The following is a 20,800-nucleotide window of genomic DNA, read 5'->3' on the forward strand; positions in this document are numbered from 1 at the left end:
CCTTTCACGGGCTCACCAGGTGTAGACGACGGACGGCGCGGAGCGCTTCGCGGGCCCGTGGTGGACCATCTCGATGTTGTTGCCGTCCGGATCCAGCACGAAGGCCGCGTAGTAGCCCGGGTGGTACGAGCGCTCGCCGGGGCCTCCGTTGTCGCGACCGCCCGCCGCCACCGCCGCTTGATGGAAGCGGTGCACCATCTCCCGGTCCTTCGCCTGGAAGGCCAGGTGGATGCGCGCCGTGGGCTCGCGGTCGCTGCTGATGTAGAGCTCGTCCGCGGCCAGGTGGCGCTCGCTCTCGTTGAAGACCGGGATGCCCATCACCTCCAGCACCGCGCGGTAGAAGCGCTTGCTTGCCTCCAGGTCCCGGACCTGGAGGTGGACGTGGTCGAACATGCGGCCGTGGTGCAGTTCCATGGTCTGTCTCCCGTGCTTTCTTCGCGAGGTGTCTGTCGGACACCCGCCGGACCTGCGACCTTCAGAACGGCAATTCGCGCATGTCAAGGCGCACGCGCCCGGGAAGTCGTGAAAGCGGCAGCAACCTCTGCAAAAGCACGGGCATCCAGCGGCGGGACGACGCAGCTTCATGCGATAGTCCGCGCACTTCGCTGTTCTTGCCTTCAGGAGGGTGCCGGGATGTTCATCGAAATCATCGTCCTGCCCCGTGAAGACGCGTCGCCGAAGCGGCGCCCGGGCAGGGCCTCCAGGTCCGCCGCCCCGGCACCGGAGTCTCGCGACCGGGCGGAGCTGGCCCAGGTGTGGCGCGAGGAGGGCAAGGCCTTCCATGGCGCCGTGCTGGAGTTCATCAAGGCCCAGCACCTGCTGGGCGCGGTGAAGTGGATGAGCGAGCCGGGCCTGTTGCCCCAGGTGACGCTCGTCGCCTCGGACCGCGTGCTGGAGAAGCTCCAGGCGGAGCCCCGCTTCGCCGCCGGCCGCTCGCTGAGCATGAACCTGCAGACCTGAGCGCCGCCCACCCCCTCGGGCGCGCCTCCCCTCTTCCTCTCAATTTCCAAGACATGCTTGTGACGCACCTGCGTCCACGCATGGCCCGCGCGCGTCATCGTTGGCGGAAAAAGCTGTCTCATCCTGTTTCACTCCGGTCTCCGGCTTGACTGGCTCATCTTGAATTCCCCAGGATGCGCCCCGCCCCACGAGGCCTGGACACCTGGTCCGGACCGGACGTGGGAGGTCCCCGCCGTGCCCCGCCAGCGCGCCCCTCGCCTGGAATCGGAGCGGAACATGCGTTTGAAGAGATTGGCCCCCGTCGTCGTGTCGCTGTGCTGCGCCACTGCTTCCGCCGAGTCGCGTGACAAGGAGGTCTACATCACCATCGGTTCGGAGGCGGTGACGGCGGTGCGCACGTCGCTTCGCGCGGCCGGGAACGTGCCCACGCTGGTGGGCGAGGCGAACGGGGTGAGCGTGCTCAAGCTCACCGAGTCCCAGCTGAGCGACGTCTCCTCCATCATGCATGACACGTATCACCGCTGCGCGGGCTTCATGGCGCACGACACGCAGGAGGAGGCGCTCGCGCAGCTTGCGGCCCCGAAGCCCACGCAGTCGCTGGTGAGCTACACGCTGGACAACGCGGCGGTGGTCAACGGGCTGTTCTCCGGCCTCGAGGAGCCCAGCATCCGGGCCACCATCACCCAGCTGGCCAGCTACACCAACCGCTACTACAACAACTCCTCGGGCGGCACGCAGGCGGCCAACTGGCTGCGGAACACCTGGGCGGGCTACGCCGGCGGACGCACCGACGTGACGGTGCAGCTGTACACCCACGCGAGCTGGACCCAGCCGTCCGTCATCGCCACCATCACCGGCACCGTCTTCCCGGACGAGGTGGTGGTGATTGGCGGCCACCTGGACTCCATCCAGCAGTTCGCGTCCAGCCCCCCCACCGCGATCGCGCCGGGCGCGGATGACGACGCCTCCGGTGTCGCCACGCTGTCGGAGGTGTTCCGGGTGGCGATGGCCAAGGGCTACAAGCCGGCGCGCACGGTGAAGTTCATGGCGTACGCGGCGGAGGAGGTGGGCCTGCTGGGTTCGAAGGCCATCGCGCTGGCGCACAAGACGGCGAACACCAACGTGGTGGGCGTGCTCCAGCTGGACATGACCAACTACCGCGGCTCCACGGTGGAGGTGTCGCTCGTCACGGACAACACCAACGCGGCGCAGAACGCGTTCCTGGGCAACCTCATCGACACGTACACGGGCTACTCGCGCGCCAACATCCAGTGCGGCTATGGGTGCTCGGACCACGCGGCGTGGCACGCCCAGGGCTACCCGGCGTCCATGCCGTTCGAGGCGCGGTACGACTTGAACGAGTCAAACCCGTACATCCACACGGCCAACGACACGCTGGCCAACAGCAAGGACGGCACCAACTGGGGCACCGCCAACCACGCGCTGAAGTTCGCGCGCATCGGCGCCGCGTACCTGGCGGAGCTGGGCAAGGGCGCCCTCCAGGGCCAGCCCACGGACACCCAGGCCCCCACGGTGTCGCTCACCTCGCCGTCGAACGGCGCGACCGTGATGGACATCACCCCCCTCACCGCGTCGGCCAGCGACAACGTGGGCGTCAGCAAGGTGGAGTTCCTGGTGGACGGCGTGGTGAAGGGCACGTCCTTCGCCTCGCCGTACAGCTACGCGTGGGACAGCCGCACGGTGGCCCCCGGCAGCCACGCGCTGGCGGCGAAGGCGTATGACAACGCGGGCAACAACACCACCTCGGCGGCGGTGACGGTGACGGTGGCCACGGACACCCAGCCCCCCACGGTGTCGCTCACCGCGCCGGCGAGCGGCGCGACCGTGACTGGCACCACCAGCGTCACCGCGTCGGCCAGCGACAACGTGGGCGTCAGCAAGGTGGAGTTCCTGGTGGACGGCGTGGTGAAGGCCACGTCCGTCTCCTCGCCGTACAGCTTCGCGTGGGACAGCCGCACGGTGGCCAACGGCAGCCACACGCTGGCGGCGAAGGCGTACGACAGCGCGCTCAACAGCGCCACCTCGACGGCGGCGACGGTGACGGTGGCCAACGTGTCCACGTCCGGCACCTACGACAGCACGCTGCGGACGGTGCGCTGCAGCGCGGCGGCGGCCACCTGCGACAGCGGCACGCTCTTCAACGGCCGCGGCAGCCTGGGGCCTGAGAAGAACACCCCCAACACGCTGCGCGCCACCTGCGGCGACGGCAGCGGGGGCACCTACAAGAGCGACGAGTCCGTGGAGGCCCTCAAGGTGTCCACCGTGGACGGCTCCAACTTCGCCGCGGGCAAGCAGGTGAAGGTGGAGGCCAGCGTCTGGGCCTACGCCAGCCCCGGTTCGGACCGGTTGGACCTGTACTACACGGCCAACGCCACCGCGACGACGCCCGTGTGGACGCTGATTGGCACCTTCACGCCGCCGGCCGCGGGCGCCAACACGCTGTCCGCCACGTACACCCTGCCCTCCGGCGCCAACCAGGCCGTGCGCGCGCAGTTCCGCTACGGCACCGGCAGCCCGTCCAGCGCGTGCGTGTCCAACAGCTACAACGACCGCGACGACCTGGTGTTCGCCGTCCAGTGACGTGACGTGAGGGGATCCGGGGCTTTGTGTCCCCGGGTCCCCTTCGTGTTCTTCAGGCCGCCTTGAGCCCTTCGATGGGCAGCTCCACCACGAAGGTGGAGCCCAGGCCCGGCTTGCTGTCCACGGTGATGCGGCCGCCGTGCGCCTCCACCACCTGCCGGGCGATCCACAGCCCCAGGCCCAGGCCGCCGTAGTTGCGCCCGGGCACCGCGCGCTCGAAGCGCTCGAAGATGCGCGCGCGGTCCTCCTCGCTGATGCCAATGCCCTCGTCGCGCACGGTGAGGCGCGCGGTGCCGTCCTCGGCGGCCACGCGCACCGCGATGGGGCGCCCCTGGCCGTACTTCGCCGCGTTCGCCAGGAGGTGCGTGACGACCTGGCCGATGCGCAGCTTGTCGAACCGGCCCACCAGCGGCAGGCCCGCGTCCAGCGTCACCGTCACGCCCATCCGCGCCACCTCCTCGCGCAGCCGGGCCACGGAGGTGGCCACCACGGCGGTGAGGTCCACGTCGTTCAACTCCAACGCCAGCCGGCCGGTGGTGAGCTGCGACACGTCCAGCAGCGTCTCCATCAGCGCGTGCAGCCGCTGCACCTGGCGGCCGGCGGACTCCAGCGGGCTCTTCGCGCGGCCCAGCGCGTCCTCGCCCAGGCTGCGCTCCAGCCGCTCCAGGTGCAGGCGGAAGGCGGCCAGCGGCGTCTTGAGCTCGTGGCTCGCCACCGCGAGGAAGTCATCCCGGGCCTGGACGCTCTCGCGCAGCGACATGGCGAGCAGCTCCTGGCGCAGCGAGTCCCGGCGCATGCGCGACAGCTCCAGCATGGAGCGCACGCGCGCCACCAGCTCCCGGGCGCTGAAGGGCTTCACCAGGTAGTCGTCCGCGCCCGCCTCCAGCCCCTCCACCGCGGCCTCCTCCCCGGCGCGGGCGGACAGCATCACCACCGGGACGGCGCGCGTGGACGGAAGCTCGCGCAGGCCGCGCAACAGGCCGAAGCCGCCCAGCCGGGGCATCATCACGTCCGTCAGCACCAGGTCCGGCGGGTTCGCGCGCGCGGCCTCCAGCGCGGCCTGTCCGTCCGCCGCCAGCGTCACGTCGAACGACGGCGACAGCACGCGCTCCACGTACTCGCGCATGTCCGCGTTGTCGTCCGCCACCAGCACGCGCGCGCGGGGCAGGTCCCCGCGCGGGGCTTCCGCCGGCGGCGACGACGGCACCTCGGCCGGGGGCGCGGGCTCCACGTCCGACCAGCGCTCGGCCTCCTGGAGGAAGGGGCGCGCGCCCACGGCGGTGGACTCCTGCTGGCGCGCGGCCTGGATGCGGTCCGCGGGCAGGTGCGAAGAGCCCCGGGGGATGCGCACGGTGAAGGTGGAGCCCCGCCCCTCCTCGCTCTCCACGGACACGTCGCCGCCGTGCAGCGCCACCAGCTCGCTCACCAGCGCCAGCCCGATGCCGGTGCCTTCGTGGGTGCGGCTTCGCGCGTTGCGCACGCGGTGGAAGCGCTCGAAGAGGTGCGGCAGCTCCGCCTCGGGGATGCCCGTGCCCGTGTCGAAGACGCGCAGGAGCACGTCGTTGCCCCGGACCTCCTGCCGCACGCGGATGCCGCCCTGGAAGGTGAACTTGAGGGCGTTGGAGAGCAGGTTGAACACGACCTTCTCCCACATCTGGCGGTCCACCCAGACGGGCTCCGGCGGCCCGTCACACTCCACGCTGAAGGTCAGCCCGGTGCGCTCGATGGCGGAGCGGAAGTGGCCGGTGAGCTCCTGGGTGAAGGCGGCCAGGCCGGTGGGCTCGAAGCTGGAGTCGATGCGGCCCGCCTCCAGCCGGCTGAACTCCAGCAGCGTGTTCACCAGCCGCAGCAGGCGGCCCGCGTTGCGGTGGACGAGCTCCAGGTCCTTGCGCGCTCCCTCCGTCACCGGCACCTGCGCCAGCACGTCCTCCAGCGGCCCCAGCATCAGCGTGAGCGGCGTGCGGAACTCGTGGGAGATGTTGTGGAAGAAGGCCGTCTTCGCCCGGTCCAGCGCCGCCAGCGCCTCCGCCCGCTGGCGCTCCTCCTCGTAGGCCCGCGCGTTGCGCAGCGACGCCGACACCTGCGCGCTCAACAGCTCGCTGAAGGACGCGTGGCCCTCGTCGAAGGCGCGGTTGGGGGACAGCGCGGTGACCAGGACGCCCAGCGGCGCGGCCGCGCCCGTCCCGGCGAGCGGCTGGAACAGGAGCGTGCCCACCGCGTCGCCAAAGGGCCCGCCCTGGAGGGACAAAAGCGCCTCCAGCCCGTCGCGCAGCACCCGCTCCCCTTCGAGCGCGCGCAGGTACGGGGCCGCCATGCGCGAGCCGGGGTCCAGCAGCACGCGCTCCGGGCTCAGCGGTCCGCCCTGTCCAATGCCCACGGCCCCACACAGCGTCAGCGACCGGCCGTCGTCCGCGCGCAGGTAGAGCAGCGCGCACGGCACGTCCAGGGGATGGGCCTCCAGGGCCTTCGCCAGGTCGCCGCACGTCTTCGCCACGCTGCGCGTGTCCGACGCCTGGGCGGACAGGTCGCGCAACAGCCGCGTGCGCCGCTCGCTCAGCACGCGCGGCGTCACCTCCGCGCACACCGCGAGCATGCCGCCGATGGCGCCCGTGTCGTCGTAGGCGGGCGCGTGGCTCACGTCGAAGTAGGACTCCTCGCGGTAGCCGCTGCGGTTGAGCAGCAGCCGGAGCGCGGGCACCCAGCTGGCGACGCCCGTCGTCATGGCCTCCAGCACCAGCGGCGCCAGCGAGTCCCACGCCTCCGCCAGCGTGCCCCGGATGTCCGTGCCCAGCGCGGCCGGGTGCTTGTCCCCAATCACCAGCGAATAGGCGTCGTTGTAGAACTGCGTCAGCTCCGGACCCCAGGTGAGGATCATGGGGTAGCGCGAGCCGAGCAGCGTCTTGACCAGCACCTTGAGGCTCGTGGGCCAGGACGCCAGCGGTCCCACGGGCGACGAGGCCCAGTCATGCGCGCGCACCAGCGCGTGCATCTGGCTGCTCCCGGTGAAGAGGGTCTCTGGCGTCTGCGCGGGGACGTCCTGGCTCATCGCGGGCGCTGCTCCTCACATCAGCGAGCCATGTCCCTAAGCCGGCGGCGCATGGCTTCCCACTGGAAAATCGTCCATCCGTCCAGGGTGGAGCACCTCCCGGGCGCCCGGCTGGCCGGCTGCTGGAACAGGGCGGGCGGGCTGTCCTTCGCCGGCCTCCGGCCCCACCTTCGAGGGGATGATGCCAACGCCCCAGGCTGAAACCCGGGTCTTGCGCGAAAAGCACCCCACCGAGGGCGCCGAGCGAGGCCGGCTGTCACCCCGGCGCGAGGCGCTGCTCCAGGCGCGCATCAAGGACCTGTCCCTGCGGCTGGGGGGCACGCCGCTGGAGCGCTACATCGCGCAGCTGCACTCGGAGCTGGAGGCCAAGGGCATCTGCTTCAAGCCCCAGTGCTACCTGTCCGACGAGTGGGGCTGCCCGTCCGGGGTGCCCGTCATCGGCCTGCCCTTCTACCTGGCGGATCCGGACCTGCTGTCCATTGAAGCGGAGCTGGGCGGCGGCGCGGAGACGGAAGCCGAGATCCTCATGTACCTGCGCCACGAGGCGGGCCACGCGTTCAACTACGCGTACCGCCTCTACGACACGGACGAGTGGCGCCGCGTGTTCGGCGACTACGGCCGGCCGTATCAGGACGACTACAAGCCCCGGCCCTTCTCGCGCCGGTACGTCTTCCACATCTCCGGCTGGTACGCGCAGAAGCACCCGGACGAGGACTTCGCGGAGACCTTCGCGGTGTGGCTCACGCCCGGCAGCGACTGGGCGAAGCGCTACCAGGGCTGGGGCGCGCTCAAGAAGCTCCAGTACGTGGAGGAGATTTCAAAGCGCCTGGGCCGCACGACGCCGCCCGTGCAGCTGGCGGAGCCGGACTTCACCACCGAGGAGATGGAGGGCACCGTCCAGGACCATTACCGCCAGCGCGAGCTGGACGAGAAGGTGGACGTGGAGCTGCGCAACGCCTTCGACCACGCGCTGGAGGACATCTTCTGGGGGCCGGGCGAGGCGCCGGTGAGCGCCAGCACGCTGGTGCAGGCGGAGCGGCAGCGCCTGTTGTCCACCGTGGGCCACTACGCGGGGGTGAGCCGGGGCGTGGTGCGCGCGCTCGTGGACCACCTGGCGGAGCGCACCGCCGCGCTGAACCTCACGCTGCACCCGGACGACAGCCGCGAGGCGGCGATGCAGCTGGCGTCGCTCGTCACCGTCCTGGCGATGAACTACCTGCACACCGACCGCTTCTTCGAGGACTAGCACATGCCCGTGAAGTCCCTTCGCATCGCCATCCTCCACTATCAGGCCAAGGACGACCCGCCGGACCCCGTGGTGAAGCAGGTGGCCGCGGCGCTGCGCGCGGCCGGCCACGGCACCACGGAGGTGTGCGTGGACGAGAGCGTCTCCGACCTGGTGCGCAAGGTCACCAGCGCCCGCGCGGACCTGGTGTTCAACCTCTGCGAGACCTTCGCGGAGGACTACCGGCTGGAGGTCAACGTCGCGGCGGTGCTGGAGCTGGCGCGCGTGCCCTTCACGGGCGCGGGCACCGCGGGCCTGCTGCTCGCGCAGGACAAGGTGCTCACCAAGCAGCTGCTCCAGTTCCACGGCGTGCTCACGCCGCGCTTCGCCACCTTCGACGGCACGTCGTTCCAGGCGAACGGCGACCTGTCCTTCCCGCTGGTGGTGAAGCCCGCTCGCTCGGACGCGTCCATGGGGCTTGGCGTGGAGAAGGACATGGAGGGGCTGGCCCGGCGGGTGAAGAAGATCCGCCAGGAGTTCGACGACGAGGCGCTGGCGGAGGAGTTCATCGAGGGCCGCGAGCTGTACGTGGGCGTGCTGGGGGACGCCACGAACCCGGAGGTGCTGCCGGTGGTGGAGCTGGACTTCGGCTCCCGGTGGAACCGCAAGCGGATGAAGATCGCCAACCGCGAGGTGAAGTTCGGCCCGGAGACGCCGGGCAGCCCGCACCTCATGATGCCCACGGACCTGTCGGACGAGCTGCGCGGCCGCATGGAGCGCGCGGCCATCACCGCGTTCCGCGCGCTCAAGCTGCGCGACTACGCGCGCATCGACTTCCGCGTGTCCAGCCGCACCAACGACCCGTACATCCTGGAGGTGAACCCCAACCCGTATCTGGAGACGCAGTGCGAGGTGGCCATGGGGGCGAAGGAGCGGGGCCTGAGCTACGAGGCGCTCGTGCAGCGCATCGTGGAGACCGCCGCCCGGCGCCACGGTCTGGGCGTGGCCCCCAGGGCCACGGCCGGTGCGCCCGCCCGGGAGCCGGTGCCCGCCACGCACTGAGAAGACGCGGCGCCCCGCGCGGGAGTGACGCCCCCACGGCATCGGGCCCGGATTCCGGTGGCCCGGCCGGGGGCGTTGCTCTATGGGGAAGGCGTGCTCCACCGTCAGTTCCTGGACCATGCGAAGGCCGTGGCCCGCTTCGCGCCCGTGCGGCCCGCGGTGAAGGCAGGCCTGAGGGCCGCGCTCGCGTTCTTCGTCCCCACCGTCGTGGGCACCGCGCTGCACCTGCCCAGCGCCCTGTGGCTGGCCGTGGGCGGCTTCAACACGTCCTTCGTGGACAAGGGCGGCTCCTACCACGCCCGCTTCCGCGCCATGGGCGGCACGGCGCTGGCGGCGGCGGTGTCCGCGGTGCTGGGCGGCCTGGCGGGAATGCACCCCACCCTGGCCATTCCCGCCACCCTGCTGTGGGTGACGGCGTGGAGCTTCGCGGGCGTCTACGGTGCCGCGGCGAACCTCACCGGCAACATCGCCGCCACCACCTTCGTCATCGCGCTGGGCCTGCCCGCGGCCGGCGTCGTGCCCGCGCTGGAGTCCGGAGTGGCGGTGCTGGGCGGCTCCGCGTGGGCCATGGTGCTGTCGCTCTTGCTCTGGCCCATCCGCCCCTACCGGCCCGCGCGCAAGGCGGTGGCGGCGTGCTTCGACGCGGTGGCGGACTACGCGGAGGGGATGTCGCGCACGGTGCAGGGCGCGCGCGAGGACGCGTGGCAGGCGCTCATCCAGGAGCAGCACGGGCGCATCCGCGAGACGCTGGAGCTGGCGCGCACCACGCTCGCGGCCACGCGCCAGGGCCGGGTCGAGCGCGGCCGGGGTGAGCGGCTGCTGGTGCTGCTGGAGTCCGCGGACGCGATGTTCATGGGGCTCATCGCCCTGGGTGAGCAGCTGGAGACCCTGGGCCCGCCGGTGAGCGGCCCCGTGGGGGATCCGCGCGCGGCGGTGGCCGTGGCGCTGCTGGACTGCGCGAACACGGCGCGGGACCTGGTGCGGCTGGTGGAGCAGGAGGGCCGGAGCCGCAGGCCCCAGCCGGACTGGGACGGACGCGCGCTCAGGGACGCGGTGGGAGACCTGGACGCGCGGGGCCTCATCACGCGCCTGGAGCGCGCGCGGCTGTCGGACATCGCGCGGCTGCTGTCGGAGCTGCGCGAGCGCGCGGACGTGGCGCTGGACACCGCGTGCCGGCTGCCCGGCCCCCTCACGGAGGCGCCTCCTCCCACGCGAGCGCTGGCCGAGGAGTCGCACGTGCCGCTGTGGGATCCCGTGCGCGCGCACCTCACGCTGGACTCGGAGGTGCTGCGGCACGCGCTGCGCGTGGGCGTCACCACCACGGCGGCCGTGTACATCGCCAGCGTGTTCCGGCCGAACCACGGCTACTGGGTGACCCTCACCGTGCTCACCATCATGCAGCCGTACACGGGGCCCACGTTCCTCAAGGCGCTCCAGCGGGTGCTGGGGACGGTGGTGGGGGGCCTGTTGGCCATCGCCGTGTCGTCGTGGCTGCAGAACCCGCACGCGATGATGGGCCTGCTCTTCTGCACCGCGGCCCTGTGCGTGAGCCTCATCCCGCTCAACTACGGGCTGTTCACCATCTTCGCCACGCTCACCTTCGTGCTGCTGGCGGAGCTGGGCAGCGGCGACTGGACGCTGGCGCCGGTGCGCATCGTCAACACGCTCATCGGCGGCGCGCTGGCGCTCGCGGGCACCTTCTTCCTGTGGCAGCGCTCGGAGGAGCACCGCTTCCCGGCACAGCTGGCGGACGCGCTGAGCGCGGACCGCGAGTTCTTCGCCGTGCTCTCCCGTGCCTGGCAACGGGGGACGCCGCCGGATGGGACGGCGCTGGCGGAGGCGCGCCGCAAGCTGGGGCTGGCCACCATCAACGCGGAGACGTCCTTCCAGCGGCTGCTCAACGAACCGCGCTGGCGCACGGAGACGGTGGAGCCGCTGATGACGCTGCTCGCCTTCACCCGGCGCTTCGCCGCCGTCTGCACCCTGCTCGCGTCGCGCCGCTCCGTGCCCACCTCCCCGGCCGTGCAGCAGGCCCTGTCGCGCTACGCACAGGCCATGGACGCGAGCATGGAGGACCTGGCGCAGGCGGTGCGCCACGGCCAGCGCCCCAAGCCCCTGCCCTCCTTCAACGCGCTCATCGGCTGGAACGTCCCCACCCCGGATGAAGCCGGCGCCGCGCTGGGCTCCGAGGCCCCCCTGCTCCAGTCCCAGCTGGAACGGCTGGCGCGGCAGATCAACGTGCTCCACGCCGCCGCCACCCGCCGCCTGGAGCCCGCGCCATCCACGATTAACACGCATTAGCAGAAGAGCCGGAATAGGCTGCGGGCTCCCTCTTGGCTTCTGGAGTCCCCATGTCCCGTATTCCCCTGCACGGCCTGCTGCTGGCCGCCTCCACCCTGCTGCCACCCGCCGCGAGCGCGGCGAACGAGACGGTGCGCGTGTGGCTGACGACGACGTCCGGCAGCGCGCTGGCGAAGAAGCTCAACGCCGAGGCGAACAAGACGTTCGGTCCGGAGACGGGCAGCGCGACCGCCATCGACGTGAACGACGGCGTGACGTACCAGACGGTGGACGGCTTTGGCGGCGCGCTCACGGACTCGTCCGCGTGGCTCATCTTCAACTCGCCCCAGCGCACGGCCATCATGAACGACCTGTTCAGCGTGACGGCGGGCGCGGGCCAGAGCGCCATCCGCCTGCCCATGGGCGCGTCCGACTTCTCGCGCAACAACTACACCTACGACGACACCTGCTGTGACCTGAACGACTTCTCCGTGGGCCACGACACGGCGTACATCCTGCCCCTCCTGAAGCAGGCGCGCGCCATCAACCCGGAGGTCAAAATCTTCGCGCTGCCGTGGAGCGCGCCCGCGTGGATGAAGTTCAACAACTCGCTCACCGGCGGCGGCTACCTGCGCAACGACCTGTACGGCACGTACGCGAACTACTTCGTGCGCTTCGTGCAGGCGTACCAGACGAACGGCGTGCCCATCCACGCGCTGAGCCCCCAGAACGAGCCGCACAACGCCAACGGCGGCTACGCGACGATGCAGATGGAGTCCAACGACCAGAGCATCTTCGCCGCGCAGCACCTGCGCCCCGCGCTCAACGCCGCGGGCTTCAACGGCGTGAAGGTGCTGGCGTGGGACCACAACTGGCATGACGGCTCGGGCCCCGCGGGCTATCCGCATGAGGTCATGGCCTACAACGGCGGGCAGGCCCGGAGCGCCGTCGCGGGCGTGGCGTACCACTGCTACGAGAGCCCCGAGGGCAGCTACAGCGTCCAGTCCGCCTTCCGCGACGCGTACCCCGACAAGGAGGTGCACTTCACGGAGTGCACCGGCGGCTTCTGGGCCACCAACGCCGCGGCCAATCTGGAGTGGGCGCTCCAGAACAACCTCTTCGGGCCGCTGCGCCACTGGTCGCGCACGTCCTTCTACTGGAACCTGGCGTTGGATCCGAGCCACGGGCCGCGCGTGGGCGGCTGCTCGGACTGCCGGGGCATGTTCACCGTGGACAACGCCGCGGGCACGTACACGCGCAACGAGGAGTTCTACGCGTGGGCGCACCTGGCGAAGGTGGTGCGGCCGGGCGCGGTGCGCGTGGGCGCCACGTCGCCAGGCAACAACAACATCGAGACGCTCGCCTTCCGGAACCCGGACGGCTCGCACGCGCTCATCGCGCTCAACTCCAACGACGGCGCCACGCTGTCCTTCAAGGTCCGCTGGGCCGGCCAGGCCTTCGAGTACACGCTGCCGCCGCGCTCGGTGGCGTCCTTCCAGTGGGGCGGGACGTCCGGCCCGCAGGGGCCGTGGTACCGGCTGGTGAACAAGGCCACCGGGAAGTGCGTGGACATCGCGGGCCCGTCCGCGGCGGACGGCGCTGTTCTGCACCAGTGGGCGTGCCACACGGGCCAAAGCCAGCAGTGGGCGCTGGTGGCCACGGACAGCGGCTACTCGCGGCTGGTGTCGCGCTACAGCGGCAAGGCGGTGGACGTGGCGGACGCGAGCGCGGCGGACGGCGCGCTCGTGCAGCAGTGGGCGTGGGCGGGCGGCGCCAACCAGCAATTCAAGCCCGTGGCCACCACCGGCGGCTACACCCGCTTCGAGGCCCGCCACAGCGGCAAGGTGCTGGACGTCAGCAACTGCTGGGCGAGCGGCGACGGCGCCACCGTCCAGCAGTGGGTCTGGTCCAACAACGACTGCCAGCAGTTCCGCCTGGAGGCCATGCCCTGATCAGGGCACCGTCGCCAGGAAGCCATCGAGCAGGGTGTTGACCTGCTCGGGGGCATCCAGCTGCACCCAGTGCCCCGTGCCCGTCACGCGCTTCGACGGCAGGCTCGGGACGAGCACGTGGTACGCGCCGGGGTTCTCATTGAGCGGCGTGATGACGGACAGGGCCGGCCCCGGGTAGCGCTTCAGCGCGGTGACGGGGTCGAACTTGAGCAGCGCGCCCATGGCGGCCTTCACCGCCCCGCGCTGCGTGCGCCGCAGCTGGCCCAGCACCTGCTCACGCACCTGGGGGCTGGACGGCACCAGGAGCGTGCTCCAGTACTGCTCAATCACCTGCACCCAGCCGTCCGTGGCGAGCGCGGCCATCATCCCCTCCGCCGCCTCCCTGGGGACCTGGCGCCCGTCGGACGCGGGATCCAACAGGAAGAGGCCCGCCACGCGCTCCGGGTTCGCGGCCGCGTACGCCAGGCTCACCGCGCCGCCCAGGCTGTGACCCACCAGCACCACGCGCGGCAGCCCCAGGCCCTCCACCACCGTGGCCACGTCCCCGGCGAGGTCCTCCACCGTGAAGTCCGCGTCCGGCGTGAGCGTGGACTGGCCGTGGCCGCGCAGATCCAACGCGACCGCGCGCCGGTGCGGCCGCACGTGCTGGAGCTGCGCCGCCCACTGCCGCGTGTCTCCACACGCCGAGTGCACGAACACCACGGGTGTCCCCTGCCCCGTCCCACCGTCATCGACGAACAGCTCACCCGCCGCACCGCGCATGCCGTGTCCCTCCCAAGGCCGGAAATCCGGGCCCGCGTCTGCTCACCCATCCTGCGCCTGACACCCCGCCTGGGAAAAGGAGGACGTCTCCAGCGCCGGATCCGTCCGGCGGGCAACACCAGGGGCGGACCCCGGCACACTGCCGCCACTCTTTTTGAGTGCAGGTGGTTCCATTCGCCGCGCGCGGCCCCACTGTTCCCGCGACACCGTCCGTGAATCCGTCCGACTCCCAGAATCCCCGGCACACCCGCCCAGCAGTCACGGTCCTCAACGTCAACGACGACCCCGCGACGCTGTACCTGCTCAGCCTCACCCTGAAGCAGGGCGGCTACCAGGTGCTCGAGGCCACGGGAGGGCGTGAGGCCCTGCGGCTGGCCCAGGGGAGGCCCGACCTGGTGCTGCTGGACGTGCACATGCCGGACATCGACGGCTACGAGGTGTGCCGCCGCCTGCGCTCGGACGAGCCCACGCACGACCTGCTCATCGCCCACCTGTCGTCCGTGTCCGTCCAGCGCGAGGACCGCGTGCGGGGCCTGGCCCAGGGCGCGGACGCGTACTGGACGCGCCCCCTGGCGGAGGACGAGCTGCTGGCCAACATCGAGGCCCTCTTGCGCCTGCAGGCCCGCGCGCAGGACGCCGTGCGCGCGCGCGACCGGTTCCTGCGCATCGCCGGGCACGAGCTGCGAACGCCCCTCACCGTGCTGCGCCTCAACCTGGAGCGCGCGGTGGAGATGGTGAAGGGCGACGCGGACGCGGGCGGCTCCATGCAGAAGCGCCTGGAGCCCGCGGTGCGCCAGCTCACCCGGCTGCAGGTCCTGGTGGAGAGCCTGGCGGACGTGTCACGCCTGTCCGCACAGGACGTGACCCTGCTGGTGGACACGGTGGACCTCTCCCAGGTGGTGCGCGAACAGGTGGAGCGCTTCCAGGTTCCGGCCAGGAGCGCGAGCGTGGCCCTGGCCGTGGAGCTGCCCGAAGTCCCCGTCCTGCTCTTTGGCGACCGGCGCATGCTGGAGCAGGCCGTGGGCCACCTGTTGTCCAACGCCATCAAGTTCGGCGAGGACCGGCCCGCGAAGGTGCGCCTGTCCACGCACGAAGGCCACGCGGTGCTCGCCGTGGAGGACCAGGGCGTGGGCATCGCGCCGGAGGACCAGGCGCGCATCTTCCGCCGCTTCGAGCGCGTGCCGTCCAGCGGCCGCTTCGAGGGCCTGGGCCTGGGGCTGTACCTGGCCCAGGAGATCGCCGCCGCGCACGAAGGCGCGCTGACCGTGAAGAGCGCCCTGGGCCAGGGCGCCTGTTTCGAATTGAAGCTCCCCCTGAATCGCACCCAGCGTTACTGACGTCTCCAGAGAAGAGGATTTCGTGGCGAACACCGAAGACGCGGACGGAAGCAATCCGTCTGGCGAAGGCAGGAGTCCGGCGAAGCGCCTCGTCACCAACGTGCCCCGGCTGGACTTCATCACCAAGGGCGGCCTCATCCAGGGCTCGTCCTACGCCATCATCGGCCCGCCGGGCTCCGGCAAGACGGTGCTGGCCAACCAGATCGCCTTCCAGCACGTGAAGAACGGCGGCAAGGCGCTCTACGTGACGCTCTTGTCGGAGTCGCACGGGCGCATGCTGGAGAACCTGTCGCAGATGACGTTCTTCGACCCGGACGTCATCCCGGACCGGCTCCAGTACCTGAGCGGCTACCGCGACCTGGAGCGCGACGGGCTCAAGGGCCTCTTGGAGCTCCTGCGCAAGAACGCCCAGGCCCACGGCACCACGCTGCTCATCATCGACGGGATGGACGCGGCGAAGGAGTTCGCCCGCTCGGACCTGTCCTTCAAGCGCTTCCTCCAGGACCTGCAGACCTTCAGCAGCATCCTGGGCTGCACCTCGCTGCTGCTCGCCCCGCACCATGAGGGGGAGATCCACCCGGAGAACACCGCGGTGGACGGCATCTTCGAATTGTCCCTGTGGCTGCACGGGCCCCGCGCGGTGCGCGAGCTCATCGCCACCAAGTTCCGCGGCGGCCCGTCCCTGCTGGGCCGCCATGAGGTGGAGATCTCCAACCAGGGCATCGTCATCCACCCGCGCACGGAGGTGCAGTTCGCGCACCCCGCCGCGTCAGGGCGCGAGGACCGCATCCGCATGCCCTTCGGCATCCCCCGCCTGGACGAAGCGCTCCGGGGCGGCGTGCTGTCCGGCTCCACCACGCTGCTGTTGGGCGCGCCCGGCACGGGCAAGACGCTCTTGGGCCTGCACTTCCTCCTGCAGGGCGCGCGCGCGGGCCAGCCGGGCGTCTACTTCGGCTTCTTCGAGACGCCCCCCCGCCTCATCGAGAAGGCCGAAGGCACCGGCATGGGGGACCTCAAGAAGTACGTGGACGAGGGCCTCATTGAAATCCAGTGGCAGCCGCCCTTGGAGCACAACCTGGACTCGCTGGCGGAGAAGCTGCTGGAGCGCATCCAGGAGCGCAAGGTGGACCGCCTGCGCCTCTTCATCGACGGCGTGTCCGGCTTCCGCTCCGCGGCGGTGTACCCGGACCGCATGGGGCGCTTCTTCTCCGCGCTCGCGCACCAGCTGCGGATGATGGACGTCACCACGCTGTACTCGGATGAGACGCCGCTCTTCAGCCCCGGCGTGGACATGCCCCAGCCGGAGGCCGCGTCCACCGTGGAGAACGTCATCCTGCTGCGCTACGTGGAGCTGCGCTCGCAGCTCTACCGCCTGCTCTCCATCATGAAGATGCGCGAGAGCGCCTACGACAGCGCCATCCGCGAGTTCTCCATCAGCGAAAAGGGCATCCAGGTCGCGGAGACCTTCGAGAGCGCGGAGAGCATCCTCACCGGCCACGCGCGCATCTCCGGCGAGTCCTCCCGCCCCGACAAGGTGAAGGCCCCGCTGGGCACGCGCAAGAAGCAGGGCCGCAAGGCGGCCGCGAAGAAGAAGCCGGCCGCGAAGAAGGCTCCGGCGGGCACGTCCCGGCGGAGGCGCTCATGAAGACCGTGCTCGTCGTGGACGATGAGCAGGACATCGCCGAAGCCATCCAGGCCATCCTGGAAGAGGAGCAGCTGCGCGTCATCACCTGCGGCAACGGCCGCGAGGCCCTGGCCAGGCTCAAGGAGGAGAAGCCCGACCTGGCCATCATCGACGTGATGATGCCGGTGATGAATGGCTACGAGACCATCGACGCCATCCGCAAGGACGGCACCCAGCACTTCCCCATCCTCGTCATGAGCGCCATCCAGCCGCCCAGGGCGAAGGCCGAGGAACAGAAGTGGGCCGGCTTCCTCAAGAAGCCCTTCTCCCTGCGAGACCTGGTCGACACCGTGTCCCGCCTCACGTCGTAGGTTCCGCTCTCACTTTTTCAACGCCAGGCATCCGCGCCAGCCAGGCAGGCGGCGCGGGTGCTTCCGGTTGAAATCGAAATATCGCGCGCGCACAGTGGGTCACCTGACGCTGCGCATCCATGCACACCGAAGTCCAGACGACTCCCGCGGGCGAGCCCGGCTTGTTCCGGCTCACCTGGCCCATCTTCTTCGAAATCTTCCTCTTCATGCTGATGGGCACGGCGGACACGCTGATGCTCAGCGGTGTGTCGGACGCCGCCGTGTCCGCGGTGGGCGTCGTCAATCAGTACGTCTTCATCTGCATCCTGGTGATGGAGGTGGTGAGCCACGGCGCGTCCATCGTCGTGTCGCAGTATCTGGGCGCGAAGCGGGGCGTGGAGGCGGCGCGCATCGCGGCGCAGGCCATCACCCTGAACCTCCTGCTGGGCCTGGCCGTGAGCGGCGGACTGCTCCTGTCCGCGGACGCCATCCTGGGGCGGATGAACCTGGAGCCGAAGACGCTCGAGTACGCCAGCACCTACTGGCACATCGCGGGCGGCTTCCTGTTCCTGCAAGCGCTCATCAACGTCTTCTCCAGCCTCATCCGCACGTACGGCTTCACGCGGCAGTCCATGTACGTGGCCCTGGGCATGAACGTGGTGCACGTGGTGGGCAATTGGGTGCTCATCTTCGGGCACTTCGGCTTCACGGCGCACGGCGTGGCGGGCGCGGCCATGTCCACCGTCTTCAGCCGCGCGGCGGCGGTGGGCGTCTTCGGCTGGATGCTCTGGCGGGTGATGGACGTGAAGATGCGGCCCACGAACTTCGTGGCGCTGACGCGCGAGTACGTCCGCAAGATCCTGCGCGTGGGCGTGCCGTCCGCGGTGGAGCAGCTGACGTACCACGCGTGCCAGACGGTGTTCCTGTACTACGTGACGTACCTGGGTCCGGTGGCGCTGGCGTCGCGGCAGTACGCCAACGCCATGTCCCAGTACGTGTTCCTGTGCAGCCTGGCCATTGGCATGGGCACGTCCATCATCGTGGGGCGGCTCGTGGGCGCGAAGCGCTCCCAGGACGCGTACGCGCGCGTGCTCAAGAGCCTCAAGTGGAGCGTCGGCATCACGGTGGCGGTGGACGTGACGGCCATCCTCTTGCGTGAACCGCTCATCCGCCTCTTCACGCACGACGGCGACATCCTGCGGCTCACGTCGCAGGTGCTCGTCTTGAGCCTGCTCTTGGAGACGGGGCGCTCGTTCAACCTGGTGCTGGTGAACGCGCTGCGCGCCGCGGGTGACGCCACCTTCCCGGTCATCATGGGGGTGCTCTCCATGGTCTGCATGAGCGTGCCCCTGGGCTACTACCTGGTGTTCCACCTCCAGCTGGGGCTCGCGGGGGTGTGGCTGGCGGTGGCCGCGGACGAGTGGACGCGCGGCCTGGCCATGTGGCTGCGCTGGCGCAGCCGCGCGTGGGAGCGTCAGTCGCTGGTGTCTCCGGCGGAGGCGCCGGTGGTGATGGCGCACTGACGGGCCGCGAGGGCCTGGACGCGCGCCCGCCCTGCACACCTGCACGGGGCGGCCGGGCGTGGGAATTCCACGGCCTCTTCCAATGGACGTGCCGCGTCCCACTTTTGGTGGGCCGCGTTACGCATCCAACCCGGGAGGGGCTCATGCTCGCCGTCGTCTACAAAGAGAACAGCCAGGTGAAGGTGGAGGAGGTCGAGGACCCGAAGCTGGAGTCCCCCACCGACTGCGTCATCCGCGTCACGTCCGCGGGCATCTGCGGAAGCGACCTGCACATGTACGAGGGCCGCACCGCGTCCAAGGCCGGGCAGGTGTTCGGCCACGAGAACATGGGCGTCGTGGAGCAGGTGGGCCCCGGCGTGCGGAGCATCAAGAAGGGCGACCGCGTGGTGCTGCCCTTCAACATCGCCTGTGGCACCTGCTTCGACTGCGTGCGCGGGCGCACGGAGGCCTGCCTGGTCGCGAACCCGGAGGCGCCGCACGCGGGCTACGGCTACGCGGGCATGGGACCGTACCGGGGTGGACAGGCGGAGCTGCTGCGGGTGCCCTGGGCGGACTTCAACTGCCTGAAGATTCCGGGCCAGCCGGGCGACGACCTGGAGGACGACTTCCTGCTCCTGTCGGACGTGTTCCCCACCGCCTACCACGGCACCGAGCTCGCGAACGTGCGGCCGGGCGCCACGGTCGCCGTGTTCGGCGCGGGCCCGGTGGGCCTGCTCGCCGGCTACTGCGCGCTGCTGCGCGGTGCCTCCGAGGTCTACGTGGTGGACAGCGTCCCGGAGCGCCTGGCCAAGGTGAAGGAGATGGGCGCCATCCCCATCGACTTCACGAAGGGCGACCCGGTGAAGCAGATCCTCGACCTGCGCCGAGGCAACCCGCTCATCATGGGCGCGCTGCGCCCCGGTGAGGAGAAGGCCCTGGGCGTGATGTGCGGCATCGACGCCGTGGGCTACCAGTCGCGCGACATCAAGACCGCGGACACGCACGGCGGCAAGGAGAAGCCCACCCAGGTGCTGGAGCAGCTGGTGGAGCTGGTGAACCCCACGGGCCACATCGGCGTCATCGGCGTCTACATGGCCCCGGACCCCGGCGCCCCGGACGAGAACGCGAAGCAGGGCATCTACCCGCTGCCGTGGGCCCAGGTCTTCGACAAGGGCATCACCGTGGGCACGGGCCAGACGCCGGTGAAGCGCTACAACCACTTCCTGCGCGACCTCATCATCGCGGGCCGGGCGAAGCCGAGCATGATCGTCAGCCACCGCCTGCCGCTGCGGGACGCGCCGGACGCGTACCGGAAGTTCGACGCGCGCAAGGACGGCTACACCAAGGTCATCCTCAAGCCCCAGCTGAGCCCCAAGGCCCGCGCTTGAGACCCACCTGCCCCCGGTCCCCAGGGGGTGCACGCCCTGGGACTCCGGCGGTATAAGGCTTGATGGTGGATGCCCTGGACACACGTTCAACCGTGCTCGTCGTCGAAAGCTACGACGACCTGCGCGAGGCCCTGGTGGCCCTCCTGGTGCTGGAGGGCTACACGGTGCTGTCCGTCGCCACGGCGCCCCAGGCCCTGGACGTGCTGTCCCGGCTCCCTCGAAGTCCCTCCCTGGTGCTGCTCAGCCTGATGCTGCGCAACCCGGAGGACCAGCGCTTCCTCACCCGGCTGTGCGGCCTGGACCAGGCATCGAGGCTGCCGGTGCTGGCGCTGACCGCGGACCCGGACCTCCAGGCGGCCCCGGCCGGGACGGTGGGCCTGCTGGGCAAGCCGGTGCGCACGGAGGTGCTCCTGGCCGCCGTGGACCGCTACCGGAGCCGGCCCTGACGGGCGCCGTTGGGGTGGATGTAGGGGTGGAAAAGACCGCAACTCCGGGCGGCGAGGGTCGATAATCCATCAACGTCCACCGTCTCGGTGGTTCGAGGGGGAAGACCCAACATGTCCAGAATCGGTGAGTCGATTGGCGGCGCCGTCGCGGCGCGAGTGCAGCAGGCGCGTCGCCTCCCAGCCGTCCATCACCGGCAGGGACAGGTCCATCAGGATGACGTCCGGCACCAGCTCGAAGGCCTTGTCCAACGCCTCCTGGCCGTTC

Annotated in this window: 15 protein-coding genes and 1 pseudogene; 12 read left to right on the top strand and 4 right to left on the bottom strand. The window is 70.6% G+C overall.

Annotation, left to right across the window (positions count from 1 at the left end; translation table 11 throughout):
* Nucleotides 1-12: 12 nt before the first annotated feature.
* Nucleotides 13-414 carry a VOC family protein gene (locus tag D7X96_RS25740; RefSeq protein WP_120549263.1) on the bottom strand — a complete coding sequence of 134 codons (402 nt, stop codon included), beginning with the start codon at nt 412-414 and terminating at the stop codon, nt 13-15.
* 219 nt (nt 415-633) lie between these two features.
* Between D7X96_RS25740 and D7X96_RS25745 the strand changes: the two genes are divergently transcribed.
* Together D7X96_RS25745 and D7X96_RS40495 are read left to right on the top strand one after the other, a co-directional pair.
* Complete coding sequence (locus D7X96_RS25745; RefSeq protein WP_121722349.1) at nt 634-960, top strand: hypothetical protein; 327 nt, start codon at nt 634-636, stop codon at nt 958-960.
* A 276-nt stretch (nt 961-1,236) separates the two neighbouring features.
* Complete coding sequence (locus D7X96_RS40495) at nt 1,237-3,561, top strand: M20/M25/M40 family metallo-hydrolase (RefSeq protein ID WP_208647377.1); 2,325 nt, start codon at nt 1,237-1,239, stop codon at nt 3,559-3,561.
* A gap of 52 nt (nt 3,562-3,613) precedes the next feature.
* Here the strand turns inward: D7X96_RS40495 and D7X96_RS41555 are convergent, their stop codons facing one another.
* The gene (locus tag D7X96_RS41555; RefSeq protein ID WP_121770968.1) at nt 3,614-6,607 is read right to left on the bottom strand and encodes a hybrid sensor histidine kinase/response regulator; all 2,994 of its coding nucleotides are present in this window, start codon (nt 6,605-6,607) and stop codon (nt 3,614-3,616) included.
* Between the two features lie 211 nt (nt 6,608-6,818).
* Here D7X96_RS41555 and D7X96_RS25760 point away from each other — a divergent pair, with 211 nt between their 5' ends.
* From D7X96_RS25760 to D7X96_RS25775, 4 genes are all read left to right on the top strand, one after another.
* On the top strand, nt 6,819-7,853 hold the full coding sequence (locus D7X96_RS25760) for a putative zinc-binding metallopeptidase (RefSeq protein ID WP_233609583.1): 1,035 nt from the start codon (nt 6,819-6,821) through the stop codon (nt 7,851-7,853).
* Between the two features lie 3 nt (nt 7,854-7,856).
* Nucleotides 7,857-8,894 carry a D-alanine--D-alanine ligase family protein gene (locus D7X96_RS25765; RefSeq protein ID WP_121722347.1) on the top strand — a complete coding sequence of 346 codons (1,038 nt, stop codon included), beginning with the start codon at nt 7,857-7,859 and terminating at the stop codon, nt 8,892-8,894.
* Nucleotides 8,895-8,987: 93 nt separating this feature from the next.
* The gene (locus D7X96_RS25770; protein ID WP_121770973.1) at nt 8,988-11,195 is read left to right on the top strand and encodes an FUSC family protein; all 2,208 of its coding nucleotides are present in this window, start codon (nt 8,988-8,990) and stop codon (nt 11,193-11,195) included.
* 50 nt (nt 11,196-11,245) lie between these two features.
* Nucleotides 11,246-13,126 carry an RICIN domain-containing protein gene (locus D7X96_RS25775; RefSeq protein ID WP_121770969.1) on the top strand — a complete coding sequence of 627 codons (1,881 nt, stop codon included), beginning with the start codon at nt 11,246-11,248 and terminating at the stop codon, nt 13,124-13,126.
* On the opposite strand, the gene D7X96_RS25780 is transcribed toward D7X96_RS25775, so the two are convergent.
* Entirely contained in the window at nt 13,127-13,888 is a 762-nt protein-coding gene (locus D7X96_RS25780) for an alpha/beta fold hydrolase (protein WP_120549256.1), read from the bottom strand.
* Nucleotides 13,889-14,100: 212 nt separating this feature from the next.
* Here D7X96_RS25780 and D7X96_RS25785 point away from each other — a divergent pair, with 212 nt between their 5' ends.
* From D7X96_RS25785 to D7X96_RS25810, 6 genes are all read left to right on the top strand, one after another.
* The gene (locus D7X96_RS25785; protein WP_244219717.1) at nt 14,101-15,225 is read left to right on the top strand and encodes a hybrid sensor histidine kinase/response regulator; all 1,125 of its coding nucleotides are present in this window, start codon (nt 14,101-14,103) and stop codon (nt 15,223-15,225) included.
* 22 nt (nt 15,226-15,247) lie between these two features.
* Entirely contained in the window at nt 15,248-16,870 is a 1,623-nt protein-coding gene (locus D7X96_RS25790; protein ID WP_120549254.1) for an ATPase domain-containing protein, read from the top strand.
* Nucleotides 16,867-17,220 (top strand): response regulator, encoded by a 354-nt coding sequence (locus D7X96_RS25795; protein WP_120549253.1) that lies wholly within the window; start codon nt 16,867-16,869, stop codon nt 17,218-17,220. The genes D7X96_RS25790 and D7X96_RS25795 overlap by 4 nt, the downstream gene beginning before the upstream one ends.
* A 119-nt stretch (nt 17,221-17,339) precedes the next feature.
* Nucleotides 17,340-18,722, top strand: a complete 1,383-nt coding sequence (locus tag D7X96_RS25800) for an MATE family efflux transporter (RefSeq protein ID WP_121770971.1) — start codon at nt 17,340-17,342, stop codon at nt 18,720-18,722.
* 143 nt (nt 18,723-18,865) lie between these two features.
* Nucleotides 18,866-20,089 (top strand): glutathione-independent formaldehyde dehydrogenase, encoded by a 1,224-nt coding sequence (locus D7X96_RS25805; RefSeq protein WP_120549251.1) that lies wholly within the window; start codon nt 18,866-18,868, stop codon nt 20,087-20,089.
* A 92-nt stretch (nt 20,090-20,181) separates the two neighbouring features.
* Nucleotides 20,182-20,535: a response regulator gene (locus D7X96_RS25810; RefSeq protein ID WP_158626631.1), complete on the top strand. Its 354-nt coding sequence runs from the start codon at nt 20,182-20,184 to the stop codon at nt 20,533-20,535.
* A gap of 69 nt (nt 20,536-20,604) precedes the next feature.
* Here D7X96_RS25810 and D7X96_RS41105 read toward each other — a convergent pair.
* Nucleotides 20,605-20,800: pseudogene (locus D7X96_RS41105) on the bottom strand (response regulator); the annotation flags it as partial.

It is taken from the genome of Corallococcus interemptor (assembly GCF_003668875.1).
Lineage (GTDB): Bacteria > Myxococcota > Myxococcia > Myxococcales > Myxococcaceae > Corallococcus > Corallococcus interemptor.